Origin of the sequence: Photorhabdus sp. S10-54 (assembly GCF_963878145.1) — a bacterium.
GTDB classification, from domain to species: Bacteria; Pseudomonadota; Gammaproteobacteria; order Enterobacterales; family Enterobacteriaceae; genus Photorhabdus; species Photorhabdus kayaii.
In genome coordinates, this window is sequence record NZ_CAWNXG010000025.1 from 37229 (window position 1) to 61564 (window position 24336).

Consider the following 24336-nt stretch of genomic DNA (forward strand, 5'->3'; position numbering starts at 1 on the left):
TATAATCCCACTATTTAATTACGTTAGTAGCAGAAGGTGGGGTCTCAACCTGAACCCGTTCAATACGCTGCAATCCACGAGGCAGAGGTGTTCCCTTACGACCACGTTCTGCACGGAATTTCTGAAGATCTTCAGGACGCAACGTCAATTTACGCTTTCCAAAGTAAAGTGTAATAGACGATTGTGGCGGTAGTATCAATAACCAACTCAACAGGTCATTTTCTGCGGCTGACTGAACAGAAATTATCTTATTCCCTTTCCCTTTAGAAAGTTGCGGCAAATCTGCAACCGGGAACATTAACATCCGGCCTGCGCTGGTAATTGCCAACAACATATCATCCTGCGGGTTATTTATTTCCAGCGGCGTCATGACGCGAGCATTTTCCGGCAATGTAATCAGTGCTTTACCTGCTCGATTTTTAGCAACCAAATCACTAAAAGTACAGATAAAGCCATAACCAGCATCAGAGACCATCAGAAACTTCTGCTCATCCGACGCCATCAGTACATGCTCTACCGTTGCCCCCGCGGGTAAAGTCAATTTACCCGTTAGTGGTTCCCCCTGCCCTCTGGCAGAAGGTAAATCCCGCGGATCAAGCGAGTAACTGCGACCTGTTGTATCAATAAAAACAACCGGCTGATTGCTCTTACCACGAGCCGCACCACGGAAGCTATCACCTGCTTTGTAATTCAGCCCAGCCGGATCGATATCATGGCCTTTCGCACTACGAACCCAACCCATCTCGGACAATACGATTGTCACCGGCTCAGAAGGTGTGATGTCATGCTCACTCATCGCTTTGGCTTCATCACGTTCTCTCATTGGAGAACGACGCTCATCACCATAAGTGGCCGCATCAGCTATGATCTCTTTCTTCAACAGCGTATTCAGTTTGCGCTCAGAACCCAAAATCGCCTGTAACTTATCGCGCTCTTTTGCCAGCTCATTCTGTTCGCCACGGATTTTTACCTCTTCCAGTTTAGCTAAGTGACGTAATTTCAGCTCAAGAATGGCTTCCGTTTGCGTCTCACTTAAACCAAAACGTGACATTAATACCGGTTTTGGCTCATCTTCACTACGGATAATGTGAATGACTTCATCAATATTGAGAAATGCGATCAGTAAGCCTTCCAACACATGCAGGCGCTTAAGGACTTTTTCCAAACGATGGTTCAGACGTTTACGAACTGTTTCCCGGCGGAATACCAACCATTCGGAGAGGATCTCAACCAGCCCTTTCACGGTCGGACGATTATCCAATCCGATCATATTCAGGTTGACACGATAACTCTTTTCCAAATCTGTAGTGGCAAACAGATGATTCATCACCTGCTCCAAATCAACCCGGTTTGTACGAGGGACAATAACCAGACGAGTTGGATTTTCATGATCAGATTCATCTCGTAAGTCGTCAACCATAGGCAGCTTTTTAGCCCGCATTTGGTTAGCGATCTGTTCCAACACTTTGGCACCAGAAACCTGATGCGGCAGCGCAGTGATCACGACATTGCCATCTTCTTTTGACCAAACAGCTCGCATCCGTACCGAACCACGGCCATTTTTATAAATCTTACGGATATCTTCGTGAGAAGTGATGATCTCCGCTTCAGTCGGATAATCAGGACCTTTAACGTGCTCCATCAGATCATCAAGGGAACTCTGCGGCTTATCCAGCAGCGTGACTAGTGCATTCGCCACTTCACGCGCATTATGGGGCGGAATATCTGTCGCCATCCCCACCGCAATACCGGTGGTGCCATTCAGCAAAATATTTGGCAAACGCGCCGGCAGCATTTTCGGTTCCTGCAACGTACCGTCAAAGTTTGGCACCCAATCAACTGTACCGTGCCCTAACTCAGTCAACAGTAACTCGGCATATTTGGACAGGCGAGACTCGGTATAACGCATTGCGGCGAAAGATTTGGGATCATCCGGCGCCCCCCAGTTCCCTTGCCCATCCACTAAAGGATAGCGGTAAGAAAACGGCTGCGCCATTAACACCATAGCTTCATAACAGGCGCCATCACCATGCGGATGGTATTTACCCAGTACATCACCCACGGTACGGGCGGATTTCTTAAATTTGGCGGTATTGTTCAACCCCAGTTCTGACATGGCATAAACAATACGGCGCTGAACCGGTTTCAAACCGTCACCGATAAAAGGCAACGCCCTATCCATGATGACGTACATGGAGTAGTTCAGGTAGGCGTTTTCAGTAAATGAGTGGAGCGGCAGACGCTCCACGCCATCATGAGTTATCTCACTCATTCGCTAATTTCCTCAGAATCTTTTTTGACTATCCCTGTGGGTGTTACACTTCAATTTCTACCGTATCGCCCTTCTCTTGCAGCCAGTTACGGCGATCTTCTGAACGCTTCTTCGCTAGAAGCATATCCATCATAGAGAAGGTTTCCTGGTAGTTTTCATCATCGATAGTCAACTGCACCAGACGACGGGTATTCGGGTCTAACGTTGTTTCACGCAGTTGCATGGGGTTCATCTCACCCAATCCTTTAAAGCGCTGTACGTTAGGCTTACCCCGTTTGCGGCTTAGACGATCCAACACCGCACTTTTTTCCTCTTCATCCAGTGCGTAATACACTTCTTTACCTAGATCAATACGATATAAAGGCGGCATTGCCATATAAACATGGCCGTTCTTAACCAATGTTGGGAAATGGCGGACAAACAGGGCACACAATAGCGTCGCAATATGCAAACCATCTGAGTCTGCGTCTGCCAGAATACAGATTTTGCCATAACGTAACTGACTGAGATCGTGGCTATCCGGGTCGATACCAATTGCAACAGAGATATCATGGACTTCCTGTGATGCCAACACTTCATCTGAAGAAACTTCCCAAGTGTTCAGAATCTTCCCTTTCAGCGGCATAATGGCTTGATATTCACGGTCACGCGCCTGTTTTGCCGATCCCCCCGCAGAATCCCCTTCTACCAGAAACAGTTCGGTAAAATTGAGATCCTGTGATGTGCAGTCAGCTAGTTTCCCCGGTAATGCCGGGCCACTGGTCAGTTTTTTACGCACAACCTTTTTCGCTGCACGCATTCTACGTTGTGCACTAGCGATCGCCAGTTCGGCCAACTGCTCTGCTTCCTGAACGTTCTGGTTTAACCATAAGCTGAAAGCATCTTTGACAACACCAGAAACAAAAGCGGCGGATTGGCGCGAAGAGAGGCGTTCTTTCGTCTGACCCGCAAATTGCGGATCCTGCATTTTTACCGACAGAACATAAGCACAGCGATCCCAAATATCATCGGCAGCAAGCTTCACACCTCGTGGCAAAATATTGCGGAATTCGCAAAATTCACGCATCGCATCCAGTAATCCCTGACGCAGCCCGTTTACATGTGTTCCCCCCTGCATCGTCGGGATGAGGTTGACATAACTTTCAGCCAGTAGCTCTCCCCCTTCCGGCAACCAGAGTAACGCCCAATCAACCGCTTCGGTTGCACCACTGAAAATACCGACAAAAGGCGCTGCCGGCAATGTTGTCAAGCCATTAACCGCAGCCATTAAATAGTCGGTCAGACCATCAGCATAACACCATTGCTGTTCGGTATCGTTGATCTTGTCTTTAAAAACAATTTTCACTCCCGGACATAAAACTGCTTTCGCTTTCAGCAAATGGGTCAAGCGAGAAACCGAGAAACGTGGGCTATCAAAGAAACTTTCATCAGGCCAGAAGTGAACACTGGTACCGGTATTGCGTTTACCGCAACTACCTATCACTGCCAATTCCTGCACTTTATCGCCATTCTCAAAAGCAATCTGATAAATCTGACTGTCACGGCGAACGGTGACTTCAATCCGCTTGGACAAAGCGTTAACCACCGAGATCCCCACACCGTGGAGACCGCCAGAAAACTGATAGTTTTTATTCGAAAATTTACCACCGGCATGTAAGCGGCTCAGGATCAACTCAACCGCTGAAACTCCTTCTTCTGGATGAATATCAACCGGCATGCCGCGGCCATCATCAATGACCTCCAGTGACTGATCGCTATGAAGGATCACTTCAATATGTTTAGCGTGACCTGCCAAAGCTTCATCCACGCTGTTATCGATCACTTCCTGTGCCAAATGGTTCGGACGCGTTGTATCAGTGTACATTCCCGGACGACGGCGAACCGGTTCCAGACCACTGAGAACTTCAATGGCATCTGCGTTGTAACTAGATTGAGTCATGTTGTAATTCTGTTGGTTGCTTCTTGATTAAAGGGCTAATCAGTTTTGTATACTGTTGATAATACCAGTCGTTCAAACATTTTTGGCAAGTTTTTTCTCGCCATCACTAGAAAGCCCAAGAAAGTTGATGATTTGTGGGAAATAGTGTTCAAATCCGATAAAAGAATGATTACCGCCAGATTCAATAGTTTGCTTACATAATACCAGATAAGCAACCGCTTGGCGGTAATCCAGCACCTCATCTCCGGTTTGTTGCAATAACCAGATAAGATCCGGTGACTCCAATGGTTCAATCCGCATACTTTTGAGATCATGAATATGGCGCGATTCCAACGTATATCGTTGGTTAGTATAGGGGTTAATATTTTCCCCAAGATAATCCCGCAGTAATTCAAACGGACGCACGGCTGGATTGACGACCACAGCGGGCAAGCTGAAACATTGTGAAAGCCATATCGCCAAATAACCACCGAGAGAAGAACCAACGATACCCAAATCATCCCCGGCATGCTCCATCACCAGATTTTCTAGCAGCTCAGCCGCTTCTTCAGGATAAGGGGGTAACTGAGGCACCAGCATGTCAATTTCAAGATGATGCTGATACAGCCACGCTTTTAAGGCATTGGCTTTTGCAGACTGCGGGGAACTATTAAAACCGTGCAAATAGAGTAACGTTGACATCAGACCGTGCCCCTCAATTGTGCATAAATACCACCGGCCACTATGCTCCTGTGCGACATGCCACAGATAGTGAGGCTTGGCAAATCCAATAAGCAGAGAGTAACACAGCAACACAAGGAGACAAACACAACCTAATATCCATCCGAATCTAAATCAGGGCAGAATTCATTACTTGCCAGTCTATAGACCTGGGTTGTCAGACCAAATTCGCCATTATCGGCAACAGACAATTCGAGATAACGCCATCCCGGAGCAACAGTATCAAGCATAAAATTGGTACAATGTGGTTTGAATTGCAAACATGTTGATGGTGTCGCCATCATACGAATGCCATTCCAATCCAGATCCATCTCCTGATGTATATGCCCACAAAGCATCGCCTTAACCCGTGAGTAACCTTGCAGATACTGGGCCAGAATATGTGAATTGCGCAAACTATGCTGATCCAGCCAGGTACAACCTGATGGTAATGGATGATGATGAAGCAAGATCACCGCGTAACGTTCAGGGTACCTATCCAGGCACTTTTTCATCCATTCAAGCTGATATTCCGACAACTCCCCGTGGGGAACGCCCTGCACCTGACTATCAAGCATCAAAAGTTGCCAGTGCTTACCGACTAAAATCTGTTTCGACGGAGAAACGCCAGCCGCCGCCAAAGCATCCACCATCGCAGGCTGGTAATCATGATTGCCGGGCAACCAGACACAAGGTGCCGGTAAACGGGCAATACCATCAGCAAAATGTCGATAAGCTTCCAACGACTGATCCTGCACCAAATCACCTGTCGCTACGATTAAACCAATATCAGCATTTTGTTTAAGGATGGCATCCAGCACCGCTTGGTAACTGCGATAAGTATTGATACCCAATAAAGTATCTTCTTTGCTGGCAAAAAGATGCGTATCTGTTATTTGCAATATTTTGGCTGTGGTTCCCTCTACCACAGGCAGTTCAAACTGGCTTTCCAAATGGTTTCCTTGTCCTATAAGTCATCAACGAGCATCATAACTCGTTTTAACGCAAGAGATCTGCTGACTGGCACACACTTCCCTTTTCTCGGTTAAAAATTAGGAATCATCTGAATTCCATTCTTTTTTTAACTTTTCATGGTGTAATGCCAGCCATTGTATCGCAATAACTGAAGCAGCATTATCAATAATTCCCTCTTCCATCCAATGATAAGCTTGTTCACGGCTGACTACATGCACCCGAATATCTTCATGTTCACCAGATAATCCATGAATACCAGTAGCTGTCGTCGCATCCACTTCCCCCACCATCACAGAGATACGTTCCGTTGTTCCTCCGGGACTGGAGAGATAACTCAACACTGGTTTGCAACGTTTAACTTCGATTCCTGCCTCTTCCATCGTTTCTCGGCGCACCACCTGTTCCACATCTTCGCCCTCTTCAATCATACCGGCAACAATTTCCAGTAACCACGGCGTTGCTTTCGTCTCTATTGCCGGAATACGTATCTGCTCTATCAATACAACCTCATCACGACGTGGATCATAAGGCAACAATGCACCGGCATGGCCCCGCTCAAAAACTTCACGGCTAACCTCTTCACTCCAACCACCGGCAAACAGACGATGACGGAAACGGTAATTTGTCAGCTTAAAGAATCCATTGTACAAACTTTTTTTCGCGATAATTTCTATATCCTGCTTATCCAACATGACTGGCATTAACGGCTTCTTATGCATAAAATTCTCCTAAATCGTTCCTGACTTGCTAGCCACTAAGATGATATTAATCAAGCAGAGTTAAAAAATTCACTCTTTGATGGTGTAAAGTTAAGCTAAATTAAGGCAATATGGCACAAACGGCTACCTTTCGCTGATAGCATACTCTGCTAGAATCAGTAACATTTCGTTTTTCACCAAGGCAACGTAAGAGTCTATCCCAATAAGCGTAATTGGTGCAGGCCGTTTTTGTAAATGAACAGTGAACTCAGACTGTGCTCAGCACCTGAAGCATTCACTCTTTATCACAAAACATGGCAAATAAAATAGCCTAATGGGATAGACAACGAGCAAAATAGCTGTGCAATCAAGGAATTACAATGAAAAAACTGCTCTCCATTTTTATCGCTATGAGCCTGACGGGATTTAGTTCAATGGGTCAGGCTGAAGATCTTTTGCAAGTTTATAAGCAAGCAAAAGAGAGTAACCCTGAACTACGTAAATCAATGGCTGAACGTAATAAAGCTTTTGAAAAAATTAATGAATCCCGTAGCCCATTATTACCTCAGTTGGAATTAAATACTGGATACTCCTATAACAGTGGTTACCGCGATCAACGTGACACAGAAAGCAATACATTGAATGCAAAGCTTGGTTTGACTCAAACCATTTTTGATATGTCTAAATGGCGCCTATTGAACTTAGAAGAAAAAACGGCAGGTATTGCTGATGTTACCTATCAAAGCAGTGAACAAAAACTGATCTTGGATAGTGCAACAGCTTATTTCAAAGTACTGCGTACCATTGATACACTCTCCTACATTGAAGCTCAGAAAGCGGCCATTTACCGCCAGTTGGATCAAACGACTCAACGTTTTAATGTCGGTCTGGTTGCAATTACTGATGTCCAGAACGCTCGTGCTAACTACGATGACGTACTAGCTCAGGAAGTTGCCCGCCGTAATGATCTGGACAATGCACTGGAAGCTCTGCGTCAAGTAACCGGTATTTATTACCCTCGGCTAGCCTCGCTGAATATTGATCATTTCAAAACACAAAAACCAGAAGCAGTGGATATTCTGCTAAAAGAGGCAGAGAAACGTAATTTAGGTCTACTATCTGCCCGTTTAGGTCAGGATCTGGCTCGTGAACAAATCAAAGCGGCCCAAACAGGGCATATGCCAACTATCAATTTAGGCGCTTCTACCAATGTTTCAAACAGCCAGAATCATGCACCAGGCAGATCAAACAACTATAGCGGTGAAAACAGCGTTGGCCTGACACTTAGTCTGCCAATTTATAGCGGCGGTGCCACCAGTTCCCGCGTTGAACAGGCACAATATGGTTTTGTCAGCGCCAGCGAACAATTAGAGAGCACCTACCGCAATGTTGTACAGACTGTCCGTTCTTCCTTTAACAACATATCTGCTTCCATCAGCAGTATCGACGCCTATAAACAGCTTGTTGTTTCTGCGCAAAGCTCACTCGACGCAATGGAAGCGGGTTATCAAGTTGGTACACGCACCATTGTTGATGTACTGAATGCCACTACCAAGTTGTACGATGCCAAACAGAAGCTATCCAATGCTCGCTATGATTATCTGATTAATCAGCTAAATATTCAGCATGCACTGGGTACGCTAAATGAGAAGGATTTAGTTGCTCTAAATAATTCGCTAGGTAAACAGCTCTCAACTTCCGCTAACAGCATTGTTCAAGAAACAGCAGCACCAGCAACATCTGCTCGTAACTGATTCAGTTCTTCACTCTCACTAATTAACGGCCCGCCATAAAGCGGGCTGTTTTATTTCTTACTTACCAACTAAATTTAGGTGCCGAAAGAAAAGCCGCTATTTTTCTTAATAAAAAATATATAAATTAAAAAAATCCTTCAAATGGATTCCAACTCTGACTATTTAGCTTTTCTTTCAAATAGTAGGCATAGTTAGCAGTAGTACCCCATATTGCTGAAAATGCAAATTTAATCCCCATTCCGACAGCAGGAGAAATATCAATACTCAGAGCATCTTCAATAACTCCCAATATAATCACTACTAACAGCGACTCCAAATAAAGTCAGGTTCTTCCGCCATAAACCTAAAACAAAAAAGTAAATAAAACCAAAGAAGAAAGCGATAAAATTCATATTTAACAAGATACGACGCATAAATGGTTCTGCTTTCGTAGCAGCTTTGTACTCAGGCGCTTTAGGAGCACCATTGCGCTCAAAGAATGTAAAACGCGTCTGCCATCTTTCTGAATAATGACTCTTTTCCATACGACTTAATTTCCTTAATTAAAATAAAAAATACAACACCAATAATATAATAACAATTTGTTATTAATTTAAGATTATATTCCTAACATTACCCATTGGAATTATCACCGAGAATAATGCAATTAGTAGATTCACTTACATAATAATCTTACTCGTTTAATTACCCTTAAATTACCATAAGTTACAGGAGCAGGATTAATATCATAAAATATTAATAACAGCACCCATTTTTTAAATTCACATATCTATTTCACAACATTAAAACCAGATTAAACAAAAATACCAGACAATCAATATCCCGCCGTCTTTTCAGCCAGGCAAAAAATTAGGCTGGCAATCCTAAGGTTTATGCTTTAATTTTGTTCATATTTCCCCTATCCTTAAAGCTATTTCATGAAAGAATTATAGACACCTAAAATCTGGGTATACGACTATGACAATAAAGCGGACTAAAGATATTAATCACGACACATTCCGTAAGGCTTGGCGCAACTATCGCCTTGCACCTGTGGCAATGGCTGTCAGTGCGGTTTTCATGTTATCTGCCTGTGAAAAGAGTGATGAAACTGTCTCTCTTTACATGAATGCAGATGAATGTTCTCAAGCCAATCCATCACAAAGCGCGCAATGTACTACTGCTTACAACAATGCGTTGAAAGAAGCGGAAAAAACAGCGCCTAAATATGCCACCAAAGAAGACTGTATTGCCGAATTTGGTGAAGCACAATGTACTCAGGCCCCGGCACAAGCTGGCCCCGGTACCGCCACTTCTAGTACCACCACTAATGGCGAAGCACAAGCACAACAGCAGCAAAGCGGCAGCTTCTGGATGCCGCTGATGGCGGGCTACATGATGGGACGTCTAATGGGGGGTGGTTCAGCACCATCACAACCTCTGTTTAGCTCCAAATCCCCCACCAGCCCGGCAAACGGCCAATTCGTTGATGCATCAGGTAAGAGTTATGGAGCAGCAACCGCAGGGGGCCGTTCCATGACGGTGCCTAAAACAGCTATGGCGCCAAAACCAGCAACAACGACAACCATTACCCGTGGCGGCTTCGGTGACTCTGTTGCAAAACAGTCAGCCATGCAACGCAGCGCCTCTTCGGGTTCCACATCCCGTTCAGTGGGAGGCTAACCACGGATGAAACGTATTGCGATTACTGAACGCCCGGATTGGCACGAAAAAGCGATAGAATATGGTTTTAATTTTCACACCATGTATGACAAACCTTACTGGTGTGAAGAGGCTTATTACCAGTTTTCTCTTGCCCAAATTGAAGAAATCGAAGCTACCACCGCAGAACTACACCAAATGTGTTTGCAGGTAGTGGAGAAAGTTGTCGATAGTGAAGAGTTGTTGACTAAGTTTCAGATTCCAAAGCATTGTTGGGATTTTGTCCGTAGTTCCTGGATTACCAGCCAGCCATCACTCTATTCCCGTTTAGATTTGGTTTACGACGGTAAAAGCCCGGCAAAACTGTTGGAAAATAATGCTGATACACCAACTTCGCTGTATGAGTCCGCTTTTTTCCAATGGATCTGGTTAGAAGATCAGATGAATGCCGGGTTGCTGCCAGCACATGCCGATCAATTCAACAGCATGCAAGAGCAATTAATTGAACGCTTTGCTCAGTTGCGTGATGAACATGGCTTTGGCTTACTGCACATGGCTTGCTGTCAGGATACGGAAGAAGATCGCGGTACCGTTCAATACTTGCAAGATTGTGCTCTGGAAGCGGGTGTTCCAACCGAGTTTTTATTTATTGAAGATATCGGTCTGGGAGAGAAAGGGCAGTTTACAGATCTAAAAGACCAGGTGATCAGCAATCTGTTCAAACTCTACCCTTGGGAATTAATGTTCCGTGAGATTTTCGCTACTAAATTGGAAGATGCTGGCGTTCGTTGGTTAGAACCCGCCTGGAAAAGTATTATCTCCAATAAAGCATTGCTACCCATGTTGTGGAAAATGTTTCCAAATCATCCAAACTTGCTACCCGCTTATTTTGCCGATGATAACTACCCAGCAATGGATAGCTATGTTATTAAGCCGCTGTTCTCACGGGAAGGGGCTAATATCCGCATCATTGAAAAGGGTAAGGAAATTGCCAGTGTTGATGGTCCTTACGGTAAAGAAGGCATGATCGTTCAGCAATTTCATACATTGCCAAAATTCGGTGATAATTATACGGTAATTGGTAGTTGGCTGGTGAATGATCAGCCTTGCGGCATTGGTTTGCGGGAAGACAGTGAATTAATTACCCAGGATTTATCTCGCTTCTATCCACATATTATTTTGGATTAATTACTAATCAGGGAGGAATTAGAATAGGTTGTCGCAACGCCAAAGATTCCTCCTTCAACAATCCGATAAAAAACATTATATCCTTATAAACTTATAATAAAGGTAAATACTATGGCGAACACGATATATTTAACCATTACAGGTAAAAAACAAGGGCTGATATCCAGTGGTTGTTCTACCTATGATTCCATAGGGAATATATATCAAACAGGTCATGAAAATGAAATTTATGTTTATTCATTCGACCATGATATTAGCAGAGAACAAAATGTTAATCACTCACCTATTTCAATCACTAAACCTATAGACAAATCATCTCCTCTATTAGGTATAGCAATATCAGAAAATGAATCCATAAATTGTAGATTAGATTTTTATAGAACATCAAGTAATGGTGCTCAGGAAAAATACTACTCAATTGATATTATGCATGCCTCGATAAAAAGCATATCCACTCATTATCCTAATTCACTTACCCATAATGACGCACAGCCCTACGAAATAATATCCATTGCCTATGGCAATATAACATGGAAACACCATATTGCAGGTACATCTGGATATAGTATATGGGATGAAAGAGTTCGTTAAAATCAATATGTTGGGGAGAAATCCCCAATATATTTTCAATTATTTTATCTCTTTTGAAAAAATCAATACTAGACATTTATTTACTTTATGAATAGTTTATCATAATATCAAATAATAATTAGAGCTTATTAAACTCATTTAACATTTTCAGCGAAGGTTAATTCTAAGCAATGATCTTTTTTCTTATCACCAACTATAGATGATTTTGACAATATAAAAGAATCATCATATATAGTCTCAGAACCTTTCATATACCATATTGCATCATTATTTACTATATAGCCAGTTGATTTTATATAATCAACAATTCTATTATAACTATTTTCCATATCTATCAAATCACAAGAATAAATAGAACTATATATAGGCGATGATTCATCATTCGGATAATATCCGAAAAAATAATTTTTAGAAATACGAGGAGCTTCTTTTATTTTTTCATTAGTAAGAAGATGATATTTTAAAAAATCATTTTCTTTATAAATAACATTAGGCATCATAAATAACCATAAAAATAAGCATATACAAGATAACGCCATCATTAATATTATTACTATTGTCACGGTTAATTTATTCATAATTTCAGACCATAAATAGTTGTAGGTTTATACCCTATGGATTTCAAGATGCATCGCGACGGCAAGGGAGCGAATCCCCGGGAGCATAGGTAACTATGTGACCGGGGTGAGTGAGTGCAGCCAACAAAGAGGCAACTTGAAAGATAACGGGTATATAATGACTAATAACAATATCCTTTCTATAAGAATAAAAAGGTTTAATTATATTAAGGTAATAAGGGAGGCTTTTCTTATATGGGAAAGCATTATTAGGATACTTATCAGGATCAGGAAAAAACCAAGGTTTAAGTTCTCTATTCTTATACTTACCAACGGGACCATAATAATCCCATATTTTATATGCATATTCTTTATCTTTGGGTTTTATTAAAGACATATAATCTCTTGGCAATACAGATTTATAGAAACCTAATAAATTTTAAACTAAATCCTCACAACTAAACCCGCTATCACTAAAATGGGAAAAAAATGAGTTTGATTGTAAAGTCTCAAACTCCAATGAAACACAATACATTATTGAAAATGCAATGGACCTTTTAGTTTCTATAGATAATCCTTTTTTTACCATCCACTGAGCAGCAACTCTGGTTGAAATATTATATTTACTCATCTCCTGAAAATAGTAAACCAAGAAATAGCCTTTTTTATAAGGTGAACCATTACCTTCAGTGATTAATTGATCCCACAACATTTTAGAATCATCACCTTTCGCATGACCTAAATCAATCCACCCTAAATCTTCAGTATAAATTAATCTACCGTTTTCTATATCTTTTCTACTCGTCATTCACTAATCTACCTATGCAACATTTAATTATATTGAAATTACAATTGTAGCTACCCATTTTCTTAAACTAAAAAATCATATTACTTAGTCTACAATCTTTCCAGACAGAATTCTCTTGTTATACTCACGAAATTAATATTTTTATATATGTAGCAAATCACTAGAAGAAATTCAGAAATAAATATTGGCGTTGAGATAATTATTAATGGAATCTAATCCGACGTAAGGCCATGTTTCAATGATCATAGCGCAGACAAGATGGTGATGATCTCACCACCAGAAGTTGCCAAAAGGGTAAATAACCTTCAATCAATACAGCACGTAAACCGGCGATTCAACCAACCTGCACAGACAACATGCTCAGCGAACCAGACACAATACCATCTACTGGAATGGAAACCGCCTCTTTTCTATCCCACGTTCCCATGATATACAGCAATGGTAAAAAGTGTTCAGGAGATGGATTCGATAATAAGCCATCTTCCCTGTCCAATGCATGAATCAAAGGGTAAGGCTGCTCATAACTGGTAAGGTTATCACGCACATAATGGTTAAATGATTCCGCCCAAGGGTACAGTTCAGCATTAGGTTCTTGCCGCTTCATAGTACGAAGATTGTGTACCACATTACCACTCCCTAGAATCAAAACACCTTCATCTCGTAAAGCCGCCAGCTTTTTCCCCAATTCATAGTGGTACGTCGCTGGTTTGGCGTCATCTATACTCAGTTGAATCACAGGAATATTAGCCTTAGGATACATCTTAACCAGAATACCCCAAGTCCCATGATCCAATCCCCACTGATGATAATCGGCATAAATTTCTACAGGTTCCAACATCTCCTGTACTAAAACCGCCAGTTCAGGTGATCCCTTCGCTGGATACTGAGTTTCATACAATTCCTGAGGGAAACCACGAAAATCATGGATAGTTCTCGGTTGAGTCATGGCTGTCACCGCCGTGCCATTGGTATACCAATGAGCAGAAATCGCCAGAATCGCTCTGGGTATAGGCAGCCTTTCACCAAGTTCACGCCACACATTGGTATAGCGATTTTCTTCCAGTACATTCATTGGGCTGCCATGACCAATAAACAGTGCTGGCATTCTGGAAATATTCATAACGACCTCCCACACCAAATATAGGTAATTTTAATACTTGCGGACAGGTTACGCCTTTCAGATAAGCAAAACAGTGGGCTAACGGTGATGGAGTTTTTCAAAAAAACTGAAAAGTCACAGCTTGCGTAAACTGTGACTTTAGAGAACGTGTAGGTTATAACTGATATTTCATCCGGTTATCGGACAATTACGACTCAACTTGCTATCTGCTCTATTGCCTGGCGATAAATCACCAAATCCTCAATAGTGACTACCGGCATATTATGTCGTTTCGCAAATTGCACTACCTCCGGGGTACGCGCCATTGAACCGTCATTATTGGTTAATTCGCACAATACACCTGCTGGTTTAAAACCGGCCAAACTGACTAAATCAATTGCTGCCTCAGTATGCCCCTGACGAACCAACACACCGCCAGGTTGAGCACGCAGCGGAAAAACATGTCCCGGACGGTTCAAATCACTGGGTTTGGCATTATCTGCAATCGCTGCACGGATAGTCGTGATACGGTCAGCCGCAGAAACCCCCGTCGTCACCCCTTGAGCGGCCTCAATGGTTACGGTGAATGCAGTCTGGAACGAACTAGAGTTATTTTCTACCATCATGGGCAATTGTAATTGCTGACGGCGCTCTTCTGTCAGACATAAGCAGACAATACCACTGCCATGACGGATAGTCAGCGCCATTTGCTCTACGGTCATTGTTTCGGCCGCAAAGATAATGTCACCTTCATTTTCACGATCTTCGTTATCCAGCACCATCACCCCCCTTCCATTACGCAAAGCGTTAATGGCGTGTTCAACACGTTCTGATGATGTGCCATATTCAGAAAGTAGCGTCTGATTCATGGTAAAGAAACCTCATTAAAATTTATGGATTACCAGAATCAGGGCGGTCTTGAGGAGTTCTCGCGATGACATTACGCCGCAACATTAATGCTATTAATATAATGCGCGAATGCCATAGCCGGAACAACAGACGAGCACAAAGCCCGACAGATGTCGTTATTCTCTCCCATCCGGACTATCACCGTCGGCTCCAGAATTACACTGGATCTGCTGACCTCCGCTTTATCACAAAAGATAACCTCAAACGGAGCGCTCGCGGGCTTCACCAAGCCACCCGAAAGATGGACTGATGTTACCGCCGGTGGGGACTTTCACCCCGCCCTGAGATAAGCCAGTGAACTATAACGCTAATATTTACCGGCGGCAATCAACAAAATCAAATGTGAAACCTAGCTCACAATGGTTTGTGGTTTTACTATCTGGTATTACACTATTCAGGAATTATTTATGTCATAAAAAGGATGCATCATGCTCGATCCCAAAAAAATTGAACAAATTGCCCGCCAGATCCAAGATTCTTTACCAAAGGGGGTTAAAGAGTTTGGTGGTGATGTAGAGAAAAAATTACGGATGATTTTGCAATCCCAACTTGGCAAGCTTGACTTAGTGAATCGTGAAGAATTTGATATCCAAACTCAGGTTCTGCTACGTACTCGTGAAAAATTGACCGCAATGGAACAGCGTTTAAATGAACTAGAAGCGAAGTTTGAAAATAAGAATGTTCCATCTGCTAATGACACAGCAAAAGAAGAGTAATTATTACCATACAAAAATAACCGTGATAATGAGCAGAATGTGATATCTGCTCATTACACATTCACACTAATCAGAAATTAATGCTGTTCTTTACCGTAATGCTCAGAACGTGGACCATAAAGCAAGCCACGACTACCACCGGCTGTCAGTAAGCGGTTACTTGTAATGCCGGCAATTTCATGACCTTTATCCATAATGGTATTCGCTATCTGTGAAACTACGGCAGATACCAACATGCCAACAAGGCTATTCGAACTGCTTTCATTTTCAGTCGATGAGGCAACCGCCCGTCCATGCCACAATTGTTTACCATTACGCAAATCCACCAGCTTCGCTGAAGCCGTTACACGCGTATCGCTGTTGATAATCTGATATTGCGTACCATATTCCTCAATATCCAAATAGAGCGCGGAATCCGCGCCAAAAATATCATGCAATTTTTTGTAACTGATATTCTGAACATCCTGCGCCGCTGTCATGCCATTTTGCTGAAATGTCTCTTCCACAACAGCAACCGGAAAAACGTAATAGCCCGATTCCGCCAATGGATATGTCACATGAGAAATCAGGCTGTGCCCTGCTTTGACTTCCAGAGATTTATTTACCGCCGGCAGAACCAGAATGGATTTCGGTTTGCTCTCTCTAAATGCAGAATAATCATAAGGGACAGATTTACTACATCCAGTCAGTACAAACGCCGCCAATAAACTAAATGCTAAAAGAATACGGTTCATTGCATAGTTCCTTTATTTTTACTTAATAAAAAGTCCATAAATGGCGCTGACTCAGGAAACAATTTTTTCTCTGTTTCAAACTGATGGAACGCTTCCGAAACACGGCCCGTTTTGCTATAAAGCAAGCCTATCTGTGCATGCAACCCAGGCGGTACAGGTTTATTCTTCGCTTTAGCTTTTTCAATTACTTGCTGCAAAGCCTGTACTTGCTCTTCGAAACCCATTTTATCCTGCTGATAATATTGATAAATTGTAGGTTGGTATTTATCCCACTCATAAATTGTTTTTGGCTGCGTGACGCAACCCGCTAAGGCCATAGCTGCCAGCAATAAGCCCGCTTTTTTCATTAACATCATGAATATATATCCCTATATTTCTTAATTAGATGGCTTCCATGCACCGGTTTCAATACTTTCAACCAGACGGTTTACTGCTTCACGAATAGCCAGATCCAATACCTTACCATTCAGTGTGGAATCATAGCTGGCAGTGCCACCAAAGCCGATAATTTCACGGTTGGATAATTTATACTCCCCAGCCCCTGCTACAGAGAAAACCACTTCGGAAGTTTCTACATTCACCACATTCAGCATAACCTTAGAATAAGCCACCTGTGATTTACCACGCCCTAACAAGCCCCATAATTGATGATCACCCACCTCTTTACGGCCAAATTCAGTCACATCACCGGTAATAACGTAAGCAGCACCTTTCAACTTCTGCGATTTACCTTGTAAACCTGCTTCTGCTTTCAGTTCCGCCATATTAGTACGTTCCAGCACCGTAAAGCGTCCAGTCTGCTGTAAGTGCGAGACTAAAATCGTTTTAGATTGGTTACCAAGGCGATCAATTCCGTCGGAGAAAATGCCATTTTGATAGCTGGAACGGTTTTCAAACTTACCGATCGCAATTGGACTACGAACACCCTGATATACCGTATTATAAGAATTAACTTTTTGTACCTGGACGGTATTAGAAGATTCAGTTGTACACCCTGCTAATATTGCCGAAGCTAAACAAATTGAAGATAAAATCAACTTACCTTGCATAAGAACTTATTCCTGCGTAAAAATTTATCCGTTTTATCTACTAACCTTAAGATGTAAAAGTTATAGATAAGATATTTTATTAAAAAATCATTTACATCAGAAATCATTATGAATAAGCCAGCGTTATGTGACCAGCATTTTATGCCAAAAAGATAAAAAATTATCTGTCACATCACACTTCTTCTGATTAACCCCTTATCATCCAGAGAATAAAATTACACTAAATCAAATTATAATTAAAATATTTTAATGATAATCATATCGTTAATTAAATTACTCGCACACGATATTAAAAATATCTATATTATTTATGATGAAATATCACTCAACCAAGTACAAGTTAAATAAAAAATAGCCAGGAAGATTTCATCTCTTACCCGGCCTTCATTCTAATAATATGATCAAATAAATAATCTACAGCGTTCAATACAGTAATATCTTCTGGCTGTTTTCAATAAAAAGCTAAAGCATTATTTACTGATTTTTAATCGCCTTGATGATATTAGTTGTTGAAATACCATCTTCAAAGTTCAATACTTTGACTTCTCCGCCCGCAGCCCAAACTTCTTCACTGCCAGCAATTTCTTCCGGTTTATAATCTCCCCCTTTTACCAATACATCCGGCAAAACATCCGCAATCAATCGCTGTGGTGTATCCTCTTCAAACGGCACAACCCAATCCACAGCGCCCAGAGCAGATAACACAATCATTCGTTGCTCTAGTGGATTAACAGGACGACTCTCACCTTTCAGCCGTTTAGTTGATGCATCACTGTTAACAGCAACAATTAACCGATCACCCAATCTACGAGCATTCTCCAGATATGAGACATGACCTGCATGCAGAATATCAAAGCAGCCATTAGTCATCACGATCCTTTCACCACGTTGACGCGCATCATCAATAGCCTGTTTAAGCTGAAATTCAGTCATCACACCAAAACCCGTTTCAGCACGGCCACGGATAGCATTCTCCAGTTCAATCGGCGAAACGGTCGACGTTCCCAGTTTGCCAACGACAACTCCCGCAGCCGCATTCGCCAGGAAACAAGCTTCATTCAGTGATTTTCCAGCCGCAATCGCTGTTGCTAACACGCCAATAACCGTATCGCCAGCCCCCGTAACATCAAACACTTCCTGCGCCTGCGTAGGCAAATGTAATGGCGGTTGATCAACACTCAATAAACTCATCCCCTGTTCAGAACGGGTGATCAGTAATGCCTGAAGATCCAAATCCTTAACTAGTCGAGTACCCTTTTCAACCAATTCATTATCATCTTTGCAGTGGCCCACTATCGCTTCAAATTCAGACAGATTCGGCGTTAACAAAGTTGCACCACGATAACGCTCAAAATCATTACCTTTCGGATCGATTAATACCGGAACCTTAGCCGCGTTTGCCAGTTTGATCATTTCCTGAACCTGACTCAATGCACCTTTGGCATAGTCAGATAGAACCAATGCCCCAATATGGGGTAACGCCTGTTCAATGCGCTCAAACATCGGCTGCGCATCGACGTTATCGAAACCTTCTTCAAAATCTAAGCGAATTAACTGCTGGTTACGGGAAAGCACTCTCAACTTAGTGATTGTCGGATGGGTTGGAACAGAAACAAAATCACAGCGCACCTTAACGCTACTCAGTTTCTCACTCAGTGCATGTGCTGCGTCATCAATTCCAGTCAAACCGATTAAACGCGAATTTGCGCCAAGAGCAGCAATATTCATAGCAACGTTAGCAGCCCCTCCCGGACGCTCCTCAATAGTATTGACTTTTACAACAGGCACCGGCGCTTCCGGTGAAATCCGGCTGGTCGGTCCATACCAGTAGCGATCTAACATAACATCACCGACGACTAAAACTCCTGCACAGTGAAAATCCGGGAGTGTCATTTTCATCCCTTGCTCCAAATATTAGATATTAAATTGGTGCCAAATATTATCATACGACCGTAAAATCCCTACACCAAACCAGTAAAACCCGTTATTGTTCACCCAACCACTGTTGCCAACTACGACGTATCCGTTCCTGTTGTTCACTGAAACAATGGGTTGATACCCGACTGGAAAGCTTCTGTAACGCCAGATGATGTAGTTCATCACGCATAGAAACGTAAGCCTGCGTTAATGCGGCTGCCTCATCTTCATCCATAATTTCATAAGCCGCCATTAATTGAAAAATCCGTACATTATCCGACCAACTCACCAAACGCGCATTTTCAGTAGCATAACGAAGCACCAAATATTGAGCGATAAATTCGATATCGGTGATCCCTCCCGGATCAGCTTTAATATCAAATTGATCTGGATGGTGACTGCCTAAATGTTTATGCATCTTTTCCCGCATTTCCCTTACTTGCTGACGTAACAAAGCGGGTTCTCGTCGCGTACATAATGTCTGATGGCGTATCCGCTCAAAATCCCGATGCAAGTTTTCATCACCAAATACCATACGGGCACGTACCAACGCCTGATGTTCCCAAGTCCACGCTTGATTCTGCTGATAATCAGCAAACGCACCGATGGTACTGACTAACATGCCTGATTCGCCTGAAGGACGCAGGCGGAGATCCACGTCATACAACACACCAGAGGAGGTTCGAGCACTGAACAAGTGCATAATTCGTTGGGCAAGACGCAAATAAAATTGTCTAGCATCGATCGATCGATCGCCATCAGTCATCACATCCACCGGGCAATCAAGCAGGAAAACTAAATCAAGATCAGAACTGTAGCCCAACTCCCAACCACCCAATTTGCCATAACCAATCACAGCAAATCCCAGACCTTGCCGCTGACTCAAATGTGATGGAACACCATAACGTTTTGCCATTTGTCCCCACGCCTGTTGAACAACTGCTTCAATAATCGCTTCTGCCAAATAAGTGAGATGATCACTGACTTTCATCACCGGCAATACACCAGTGATATCCTCCGCCGCAATCCTCAGTAATTGAGCCTGCTTAAACTGGCGGAGCGCTTCTAGTTGTTGCTCTTCATCATCTTCTGGTATCCGCAACAAATATTGCCGCAATTCATCTTTATAGGCATTTAATGGCAAAGGCTCATACAGAAACTGTGGATCAAGCAGTTCATCCAGCAACAATGGATGGCAGGCAAGCTGAGTCGCAATCATCGGTGAAGCAGCACACAGCCGGATAACATGTGTCAGTACAGCTTCCGATTCAAGTATCAGTTCCAGGTAAGTTGTACGGCTGACAATACTTAACAACAACGGAATAACCCGCTCTAGTACTATACTGACATCTTGATTATTGACATCTTGTCGCAAACAGACTTTTGCCAACAAACGTGGCATCAGATGGTCAAGCACATCACGCCCACGAGGGCCAATGGTTCTTTTACCCACATCATGGCGGAACACAGAAATAATATGCAATATCTGCTGTGCAATTTCTTCATCCAAGTGCGGAGCTAGTATGATTAACTCTTCTTTTTCGAGTTCTTCCAGCCACAGACTTTTAAATGGTACATGACTAGGTTCCTCTTCACTATTATCACTGTCATCGCCAATCAATTGCGTAAAAATAGCCCGAACAGCACCCATCTTGCTGTTCAATTCAATTATCAGAGCGTCCCAACTTTCAAATCCCATGCCCCATGCCAGTCGCGAACGATTCAGCTCATCTTCTGGCAGAGTCTGAGTTTGTTGATCATTAATTGACTGTAAAAGATTTTCTAACCGCCGCAAAAAAAGGTAACCGTCAGCAAGTTGTTTCACCTGCAATGATTGTAAAAGCGTCAACCGCGCTATTATTTGCAGAGTTGGTAACAACGCCTGAGATTGCAAACACAGTTCACGTCCACCACGAATAAGCTGGAACACCTGGGCGATAAATTCAATTTCACGAATACCACCAGCCCCCAGTTTGATATTGTCTTTCAAGCCACGGCGACGCACTTCCCGTTCAATCATGCCTTTCATATTTCTCAGGGATTGAATCACACTGAAATCAATGTAACGGCGAAAGATAAATGGTCTCAACATCCGGCGTAGCTCTTTACCATACGCTTGGTTGCCCGAACCCATAATCCGTGCTTTCACCATCGCATAACGTTCCCAATCACGCCCTTGCTCTTGATAGTAATCTTCCAGTGCAACAAAACTAAACACCAATGGGCCACTATCACCGAACGGGCGCAAACGCATATCTACCCGATACACAAAACCATCCACAGTTTGTTGATCGAGCACTTTGATAAGACGCTGCCCCAAGCGGGTAAAAAACTGGGTGTTATCCATTTCACGCCGGCCACCTTGGGTAATGCCGTTTTCAGGATAGACAAAAATCAGATCAATATCAGAAGAGAAGTTCAACTCACCACCGCCCAGTTTTCCCATACCGAGAATCAACAGCGGTTGTGGTTCGCCTCGCTCATTACAAGGCGTTCCCCAATCCTGACAACAACGCTGATACAACCAATCACGGGCAGCAATAATCAACGTTTCAGCCAACATACTAAGCTGTTGCAGTGTCTCCTGAGTCGTCATGCTATGTAGCGCCTGCGACCAGGCTATTCTGACCAGAATCTTGTTACGGAACTGGCGTAAAACCCGCATGAGGGTATTTTCATCCTCTACTGATGCGAGTAATTGTTGCAGCCATTCAGCATATTGATGCCACTCCTGCGCTTCAGGTGGATGTTGGCGGATCTCAGCTAACCATTCAGGATGAGTTTGCAGGTTTTCAACAACAAAATCGCTCAGGGATAATATGGCCTGCTCATGAGCAGCAACAGGCTCAACGTTCAAAGTTAGTTGATGAAAATGTTCAGTCACACGCTGTAACTGGGCCAGAAGCGGAGTTGAAAGTGGCAACATAGAGAATTCCTGTTATTTAAACGGAGAGATTTATTAACCACATAGATCTATTAACCACATAGTCAGTGCCAACTTACATTGCAAATAGAGCGAGCTATAACATAGCGTTTCGGCGTCTGTTTCCGTATCCAATAATTTCTGGTTGATAGCAACTAATTGGTTGTCCAACTGTTCCGGCTCACTAGAATATTCGATCGTCTGCTGAATCAAAGTCAGTACTTGCTTTAAGCCATCTCGACCGTCTGATAAACCGGCCAGCCAACATTCCTCTTGCTCCTGCCAATGGGCTAATATTGACGTAAGTACCGAAGGCAATGACTGCTGCATATCAATTTCCACCTGGATTGAAGGCCAAACTGCTTTTGGTTTTCCCTGAGCTAATTGATAACCACGGGCCGCTTTGCTTCTATTTCCTTGCCGCAAGCCATTTGATGTTGCCAACTCAACCGCCAATGCTAATACATCGGCTATGATTCCTTGTTTTAACTCCAGTTCAAATTCACAGATTGGCTCCTTGCGATTGGCTGCAATAATTTCTCCCTGATCAAGCACCACTTCAATCTCACTTTGTCCATAAGTCACCACCCACTTCTCACGCATAAAGTCAGTACTGAATAACGCATTCAAACGGGATTGCAATGCTTCCACATCACAGTTGTCAGGCCAGATGTGCGGTGGAAACAGAGTCAATGCCAGTTCCGGCTTTGCCAATGGCACATTATATTCCGGTCGCTGATGCAAACCGCCAACCACCTTACCAACTGTTTTAACCGTCATCTCATATTGATCATCAAAACCACGGATCCTCAACCCCATATCAAGACCACGCAGTTGATTATCCGACGTTTCAAAATAGATATTGGTCAACTTTTGGGGAGAAAAATAGTAATGCGGAAATAACAATAATTGCTGGCGAATTGTAGGAATAACTTGTGGTTTGACGATAAGTTTTAATTCAATTTCTACACTCATATCTACACCGTTGATGACAATCTTTGCTCTCATCTTACCTTGATTTCGCTTTTTGCTACGACGAGTAAGAAAAAAATTAAAATTTCCCTTTTCTGCAAGTTATGATAGTCATTAACAGGAAATTCGTTCAACAGATAACAAGCCCCGTATTCAACCAATTAGAAAAATGTCATTTTGGTTTACTGATTGCTCTAGCAAACTTAACTCTTTACTATCAAATTTTAAACTCACCATAGATAAAAAACGGTTGAAATCACAATGCGAAAACTACATTTACTTCTCACGGCATTAATAAGCCTCAGCTTTTCGCTCACTACCCACGCGGAAGGAAAGCGCTATGTATCTGATGAGTTATCTACCTACACACACGCCGGGCCGGGTAACCAGTATCGTATTGCCGGTACACTGAATGCCGGTGATGAAGTCACATTGATAAGCATCAATCGGGATAGTAATTACGCTCAAGTTAAAGATGATAAAGGCCGCCTTGTCTGGCTACCCGTTAACCAACTCAGTAATAAACCAAGCCTACGCACCCGCCTCCCAGAATTGGAACAGGAAGTGAAAACATTGACGGAGAAGTTAGCCAATATAGACAATAACTGGAATCAGCGCACTGCCGACATGCAACTAAAGGCGGCCAATAGTAGTAGCATTGTTGCAGAACTGAAAAAAGAGAATGAGAGGTTGAAAAACAAACTGACGGTAGCAGAAAAAAAGCTTGATGCTGCAAATCTACAGCTTGATGACAAACAACGTAATATCATTCTGCAATGGTTTATGTATGGCGGTGGTGTTGCAGGCGCTGGTTTAATCTTTGGGCTATTACTGCCGCATATGATCCCTCGCCGTAAGCGAAATGACCGTTGGATGAGTTGATAAGGAACATGTT

At 42.8% G+C, this 24336-nt stretch carries 24 protein-coding genes and 1 riboswitch; of the genes, 6 read left to right on the forward strand and 18 right to left on the reverse strand.

Features of this window, described 5'->3' with window-relative positions:
* Positions 1 to 10: 10 nt before the first annotated feature.
* From parC to nudF, 5 genes are all read right to left on the reverse strand, one after another.
* Positions 11 to 2272: a DNA topoisomerase IV subunit A gene (gene parC / locus AACQ83_RS14285; protein WP_112878301.1), complete on the reverse strand. Its 2262-nt coding sequence runs from the start codon at positions 2270 to 2272 to the stop codon at positions 11 to 13.
* A gap of 43 nt (positions 2273 to 2315) precedes the next feature.
* Positions 2316 to 4211 (reverse strand): DNA topoisomerase IV subunit B, encoded by a 1896-nt coding sequence (gene parE, locus AACQ83_RS14290; RefSeq protein ID WP_112878302.1) that lies wholly within the window; start codon positions 4209 to 4211, stop codon positions 2316 to 2318.
* Between the two features lie 72 nt (positions 4212 to 4283).
* A complete protein-coding gene (yqiA, locus tag AACQ83_RS14295; RefSeq protein ID WP_112878303.1) occupies positions 4284 to 4892 on the reverse strand; it encodes an esterase YqiA in 609 nt (202 codons plus the stop codon).
* A gap of 131 nt (positions 4893 to 5023) precedes the next feature.
* Positions 5024 to 5863 carry a 3',5'-cyclic-AMP phosphodiesterase gene (gene cpdA / locus AACQ83_RS14300; RefSeq protein WP_112878304.1) on the reverse strand — a complete coding sequence of 280 codons (840 nt, stop codon included), beginning with the start codon at positions 5861 to 5863 and terminating at the stop codon, positions 5024 to 5026.
* 99 nt (positions 5864 to 5962) lie between these two features.
* A complete protein-coding gene (gene nudF, locus AACQ83_RS14305) occupies positions 5963 to 6604 on the reverse strand; it encodes an ADP-ribose diphosphatase (RefSeq protein ID WP_112878305.1) in 642 nt (213 codons plus the stop codon).
* A gap of 359 nt (positions 6605 to 6963) precedes the next feature.
* On the opposite strand from nudF, the gene tolC reads away from it, so the two are divergent.
* The gene (gene tolC, locus AACQ83_RS14310; protein ID WP_112878306.1) at positions 6964 to 8337 is read left to right on the forward strand and encodes an outer membrane channel protein TolC; all 1374 of its coding nucleotides are present in this window, start codon (positions 6964 to 6966) and stop codon (positions 8335 to 8337) included.
* Positions 8338 to 8461: 124 nt separating this feature from the next.
* Here the strand turns inward: tolC and AACQ83_RS14315 are convergent, their stop codons facing one another.
* The gene (locus AACQ83_RS14315) at positions 8462 to 8626 is read right to left on the reverse strand and encodes a DUF2628 domain-containing protein (protein WP_240000806.1); all 165 of its coding nucleotides are present in this window, start codon (positions 8624 to 8626) and stop codon (positions 8462 to 8464) included.
* The gene (locus AACQ83_RS14320) at positions 8613 to 8861 is read right to left on the reverse strand and encodes a DUF2628 domain-containing protein (protein WP_240000807.1); all 249 of its coding nucleotides are present in this window, start codon (positions 8859 to 8861) and stop codon (positions 8613 to 8615) included. The genes AACQ83_RS14315 and AACQ83_RS14320 overlap by 14 nt, the downstream gene beginning before the upstream one ends.
* A gap of 433 nt (positions 8862 to 9294) precedes the next feature.
* Between AACQ83_RS14320 and AACQ83_RS14325 the strand changes: the two genes are divergently transcribed.
* From AACQ83_RS14325 to AACQ83_RS14335, 3 genes are all read left to right on the forward strand, one after another.
* A complete protein-coding gene (locus AACQ83_RS14325; protein WP_112878307.1) occupies positions 9295 to 9999 on the forward strand; it encodes a DUF1190 family protein in 705 nt (234 codons plus the stop codon).
* 6 nt (positions 10000 to 10005) lie between these two features.
* Positions 10006 to 11166, forward strand: a complete 1161-nt coding sequence (locus tag AACQ83_RS14330) for a glutathionylspermidine synthase family protein (RefSeq protein ID WP_112878308.1) — start codon at positions 10006 to 10008, stop codon at positions 11164 to 11166.
* Positions 11167 to 11277: 111 nt separating this feature from the next.
* A complete protein-coding gene (locus AACQ83_RS14335) occupies positions 11278 to 11757 on the forward strand; it encodes an Hcp family type VI secretion system effector (protein ID WP_088373685.1) in 480 nt (159 codons plus the stop codon).
* 134 nt (positions 11758 to 11891) lie between these two features.
* On the opposite strand, the gene AACQ83_RS14340 is transcribed toward AACQ83_RS14335, so the two are convergent.
* The 5 genes from AACQ83_RS14340 to ribB all read right to left on the reverse strand — a co-directional run bounded on the left by AACQ83_RS14340 (position 11892) and on the right by ribB (position 15090).
* Entirely contained in the window at positions 11892 to 12335 is a 444-nt protein-coding gene (locus AACQ83_RS14340) for a hypothetical protein (protein WP_146747903.1), read from the reverse strand.
* A gap of 43 nt (positions 12336 to 12378) precedes the next feature.
* Positions 12379 to 12711, reverse strand: a complete 333-nt coding sequence (locus tag AACQ83_RS14345) for a hypothetical protein (RefSeq protein ID WP_112878310.1) — start codon at positions 12709 to 12711, stop codon at positions 12379 to 12381.
* 42 nt (positions 12712 to 12753) lie between these two features.
* Positions 12754 to 13122 carry a hypothetical protein gene (locus tag AACQ83_RS14350; RefSeq protein ID WP_112878311.1) on the reverse strand — a complete coding sequence of 123 codons (369 nt, stop codon included), beginning with the start codon at positions 13120 to 13122 and terminating at the stop codon, positions 12754 to 12756.
* Positions 13123 to 13456: 334 nt separating this feature from the next.
* A complete protein-coding gene (gene ygiD / locus AACQ83_RS14355) occupies positions 13457 to 14242 on the reverse strand; it encodes a 4,5-DOPA dioxygenase extradiol (protein WP_112878312.1) in 786 nt (261 codons plus the stop codon).
* Positions 14243 to 14436: 194 nt separating this feature from the next.
* Positions 14437 to 15090 (reverse strand): 3,4-dihydroxy-2-butanone-4-phosphate synthase, encoded by a 654-nt coding sequence (ribB, locus tag AACQ83_RS14360; RefSeq protein WP_112878313.1) that lies wholly within the window; start codon positions 15088 to 15090, stop codon positions 14437 to 14439.
* A 154-nt stretch (positions 15091 to 15244) separates the two neighbouring features.
* Positions 15245 to 15422, reverse strand: a riboswitch (FMN riboswitch).
* A gap of 136 nt (positions 15423 to 15558) precedes the next feature.
* Here ribB and ubiK point away from each other — a divergent pair.
* Positions 15559 to 15846, forward strand: a complete 288-nt coding sequence (gene ubiK, locus AACQ83_RS14365; RefSeq protein ID WP_088373690.1) for a ubiquinone biosynthesis accessory factor UbiK — start codon at positions 15559 to 15561, stop codon at positions 15844 to 15846.
* Between the two features lie 77 nt (positions 15847 to 15923).
* Here the strand turns inward: ubiK and AACQ83_RS14370 are convergent, their stop codons facing one another.
* From AACQ83_RS14370 to AACQ83_RS14395, 6 genes are all read right to left on the reverse strand, one after another.
* Positions 15924 to 16580: a DUF799 domain-containing protein gene (locus AACQ83_RS14370; RefSeq protein WP_112878314.1), complete on the reverse strand. Its 657-nt coding sequence runs from the start codon at positions 16578 to 16580 to the stop codon at positions 15924 to 15926.
* A complete protein-coding gene (locus tag AACQ83_RS14375) occupies positions 16577 to 16936 on the reverse strand; it encodes a DUF4810 domain-containing protein (RefSeq protein WP_112878315.1) in 360 nt (119 codons plus the stop codon). Before AACQ83_RS14375 ends, AACQ83_RS14370 begins: the two co-directional genes overlap by 4 nt.
* Before the next feature lie 21 nt (positions 16937 to 16957).
* Positions 16958 to 17629 (reverse strand): CsgG/HfaB family protein, encoded by a 672-nt coding sequence (locus AACQ83_RS14380; RefSeq protein WP_112878316.1) that lies wholly within the window; start codon positions 17627 to 17629, stop codon positions 16958 to 16960.
* Positions 17630 to 18103: 474 nt separating this feature from the next.
* A complete protein-coding gene (gene hldE / locus AACQ83_RS14385; protein ID WP_112878317.1) occupies positions 18104 to 19528 on the reverse strand; it encodes a bifunctional D-glycero-beta-D-manno-heptose-7-phosphate kinase/D-glycero-beta-D-manno-heptose 1-phosphate adenylyltransferase HldE in 1425 nt (474 codons plus the stop codon).
* Between the two features lie 85 nt (positions 19529 to 19613).
* On the reverse strand, positions 19614 to 22472 hold the full coding sequence (gene glnE / locus AACQ83_RS14390; protein WP_112878318.1) for a bifunctional [glutamate--ammonia ligase]-adenylyl-L-tyrosine phosphorylase/[glutamate--ammonia-ligase] adenylyltransferase: 2859 nt from the start codon (positions 22470 to 22472) through the stop codon (positions 19614 to 19616).
* Positions 22473 to 22505: 33 nt separating this feature from the next.
* Entirely contained in the window at positions 22506 to 23444 is a 939-nt protein-coding gene (locus AACQ83_RS14395) for a CYTH domain-containing protein (RefSeq protein ID WP_112878329.1), read from the reverse strand.
* 258 nt (positions 23445 to 23702) lie between these two features.
* On the opposite strand from AACQ83_RS14395, the gene AACQ83_RS14400 reads away from it, so the two are divergent.
* The gene (locus AACQ83_RS14400; protein WP_112878319.1) at positions 23703 to 24323 is read left to right on the forward strand and encodes a TIGR04211 family SH3 domain-containing protein; all 621 of its coding nucleotides are present in this window, start codon (positions 23703 to 23705) and stop codon (positions 24321 to 24323) included.
* The last annotated feature ends 13 nt before the right edge of the window (positions 24324 to 24336 follow it).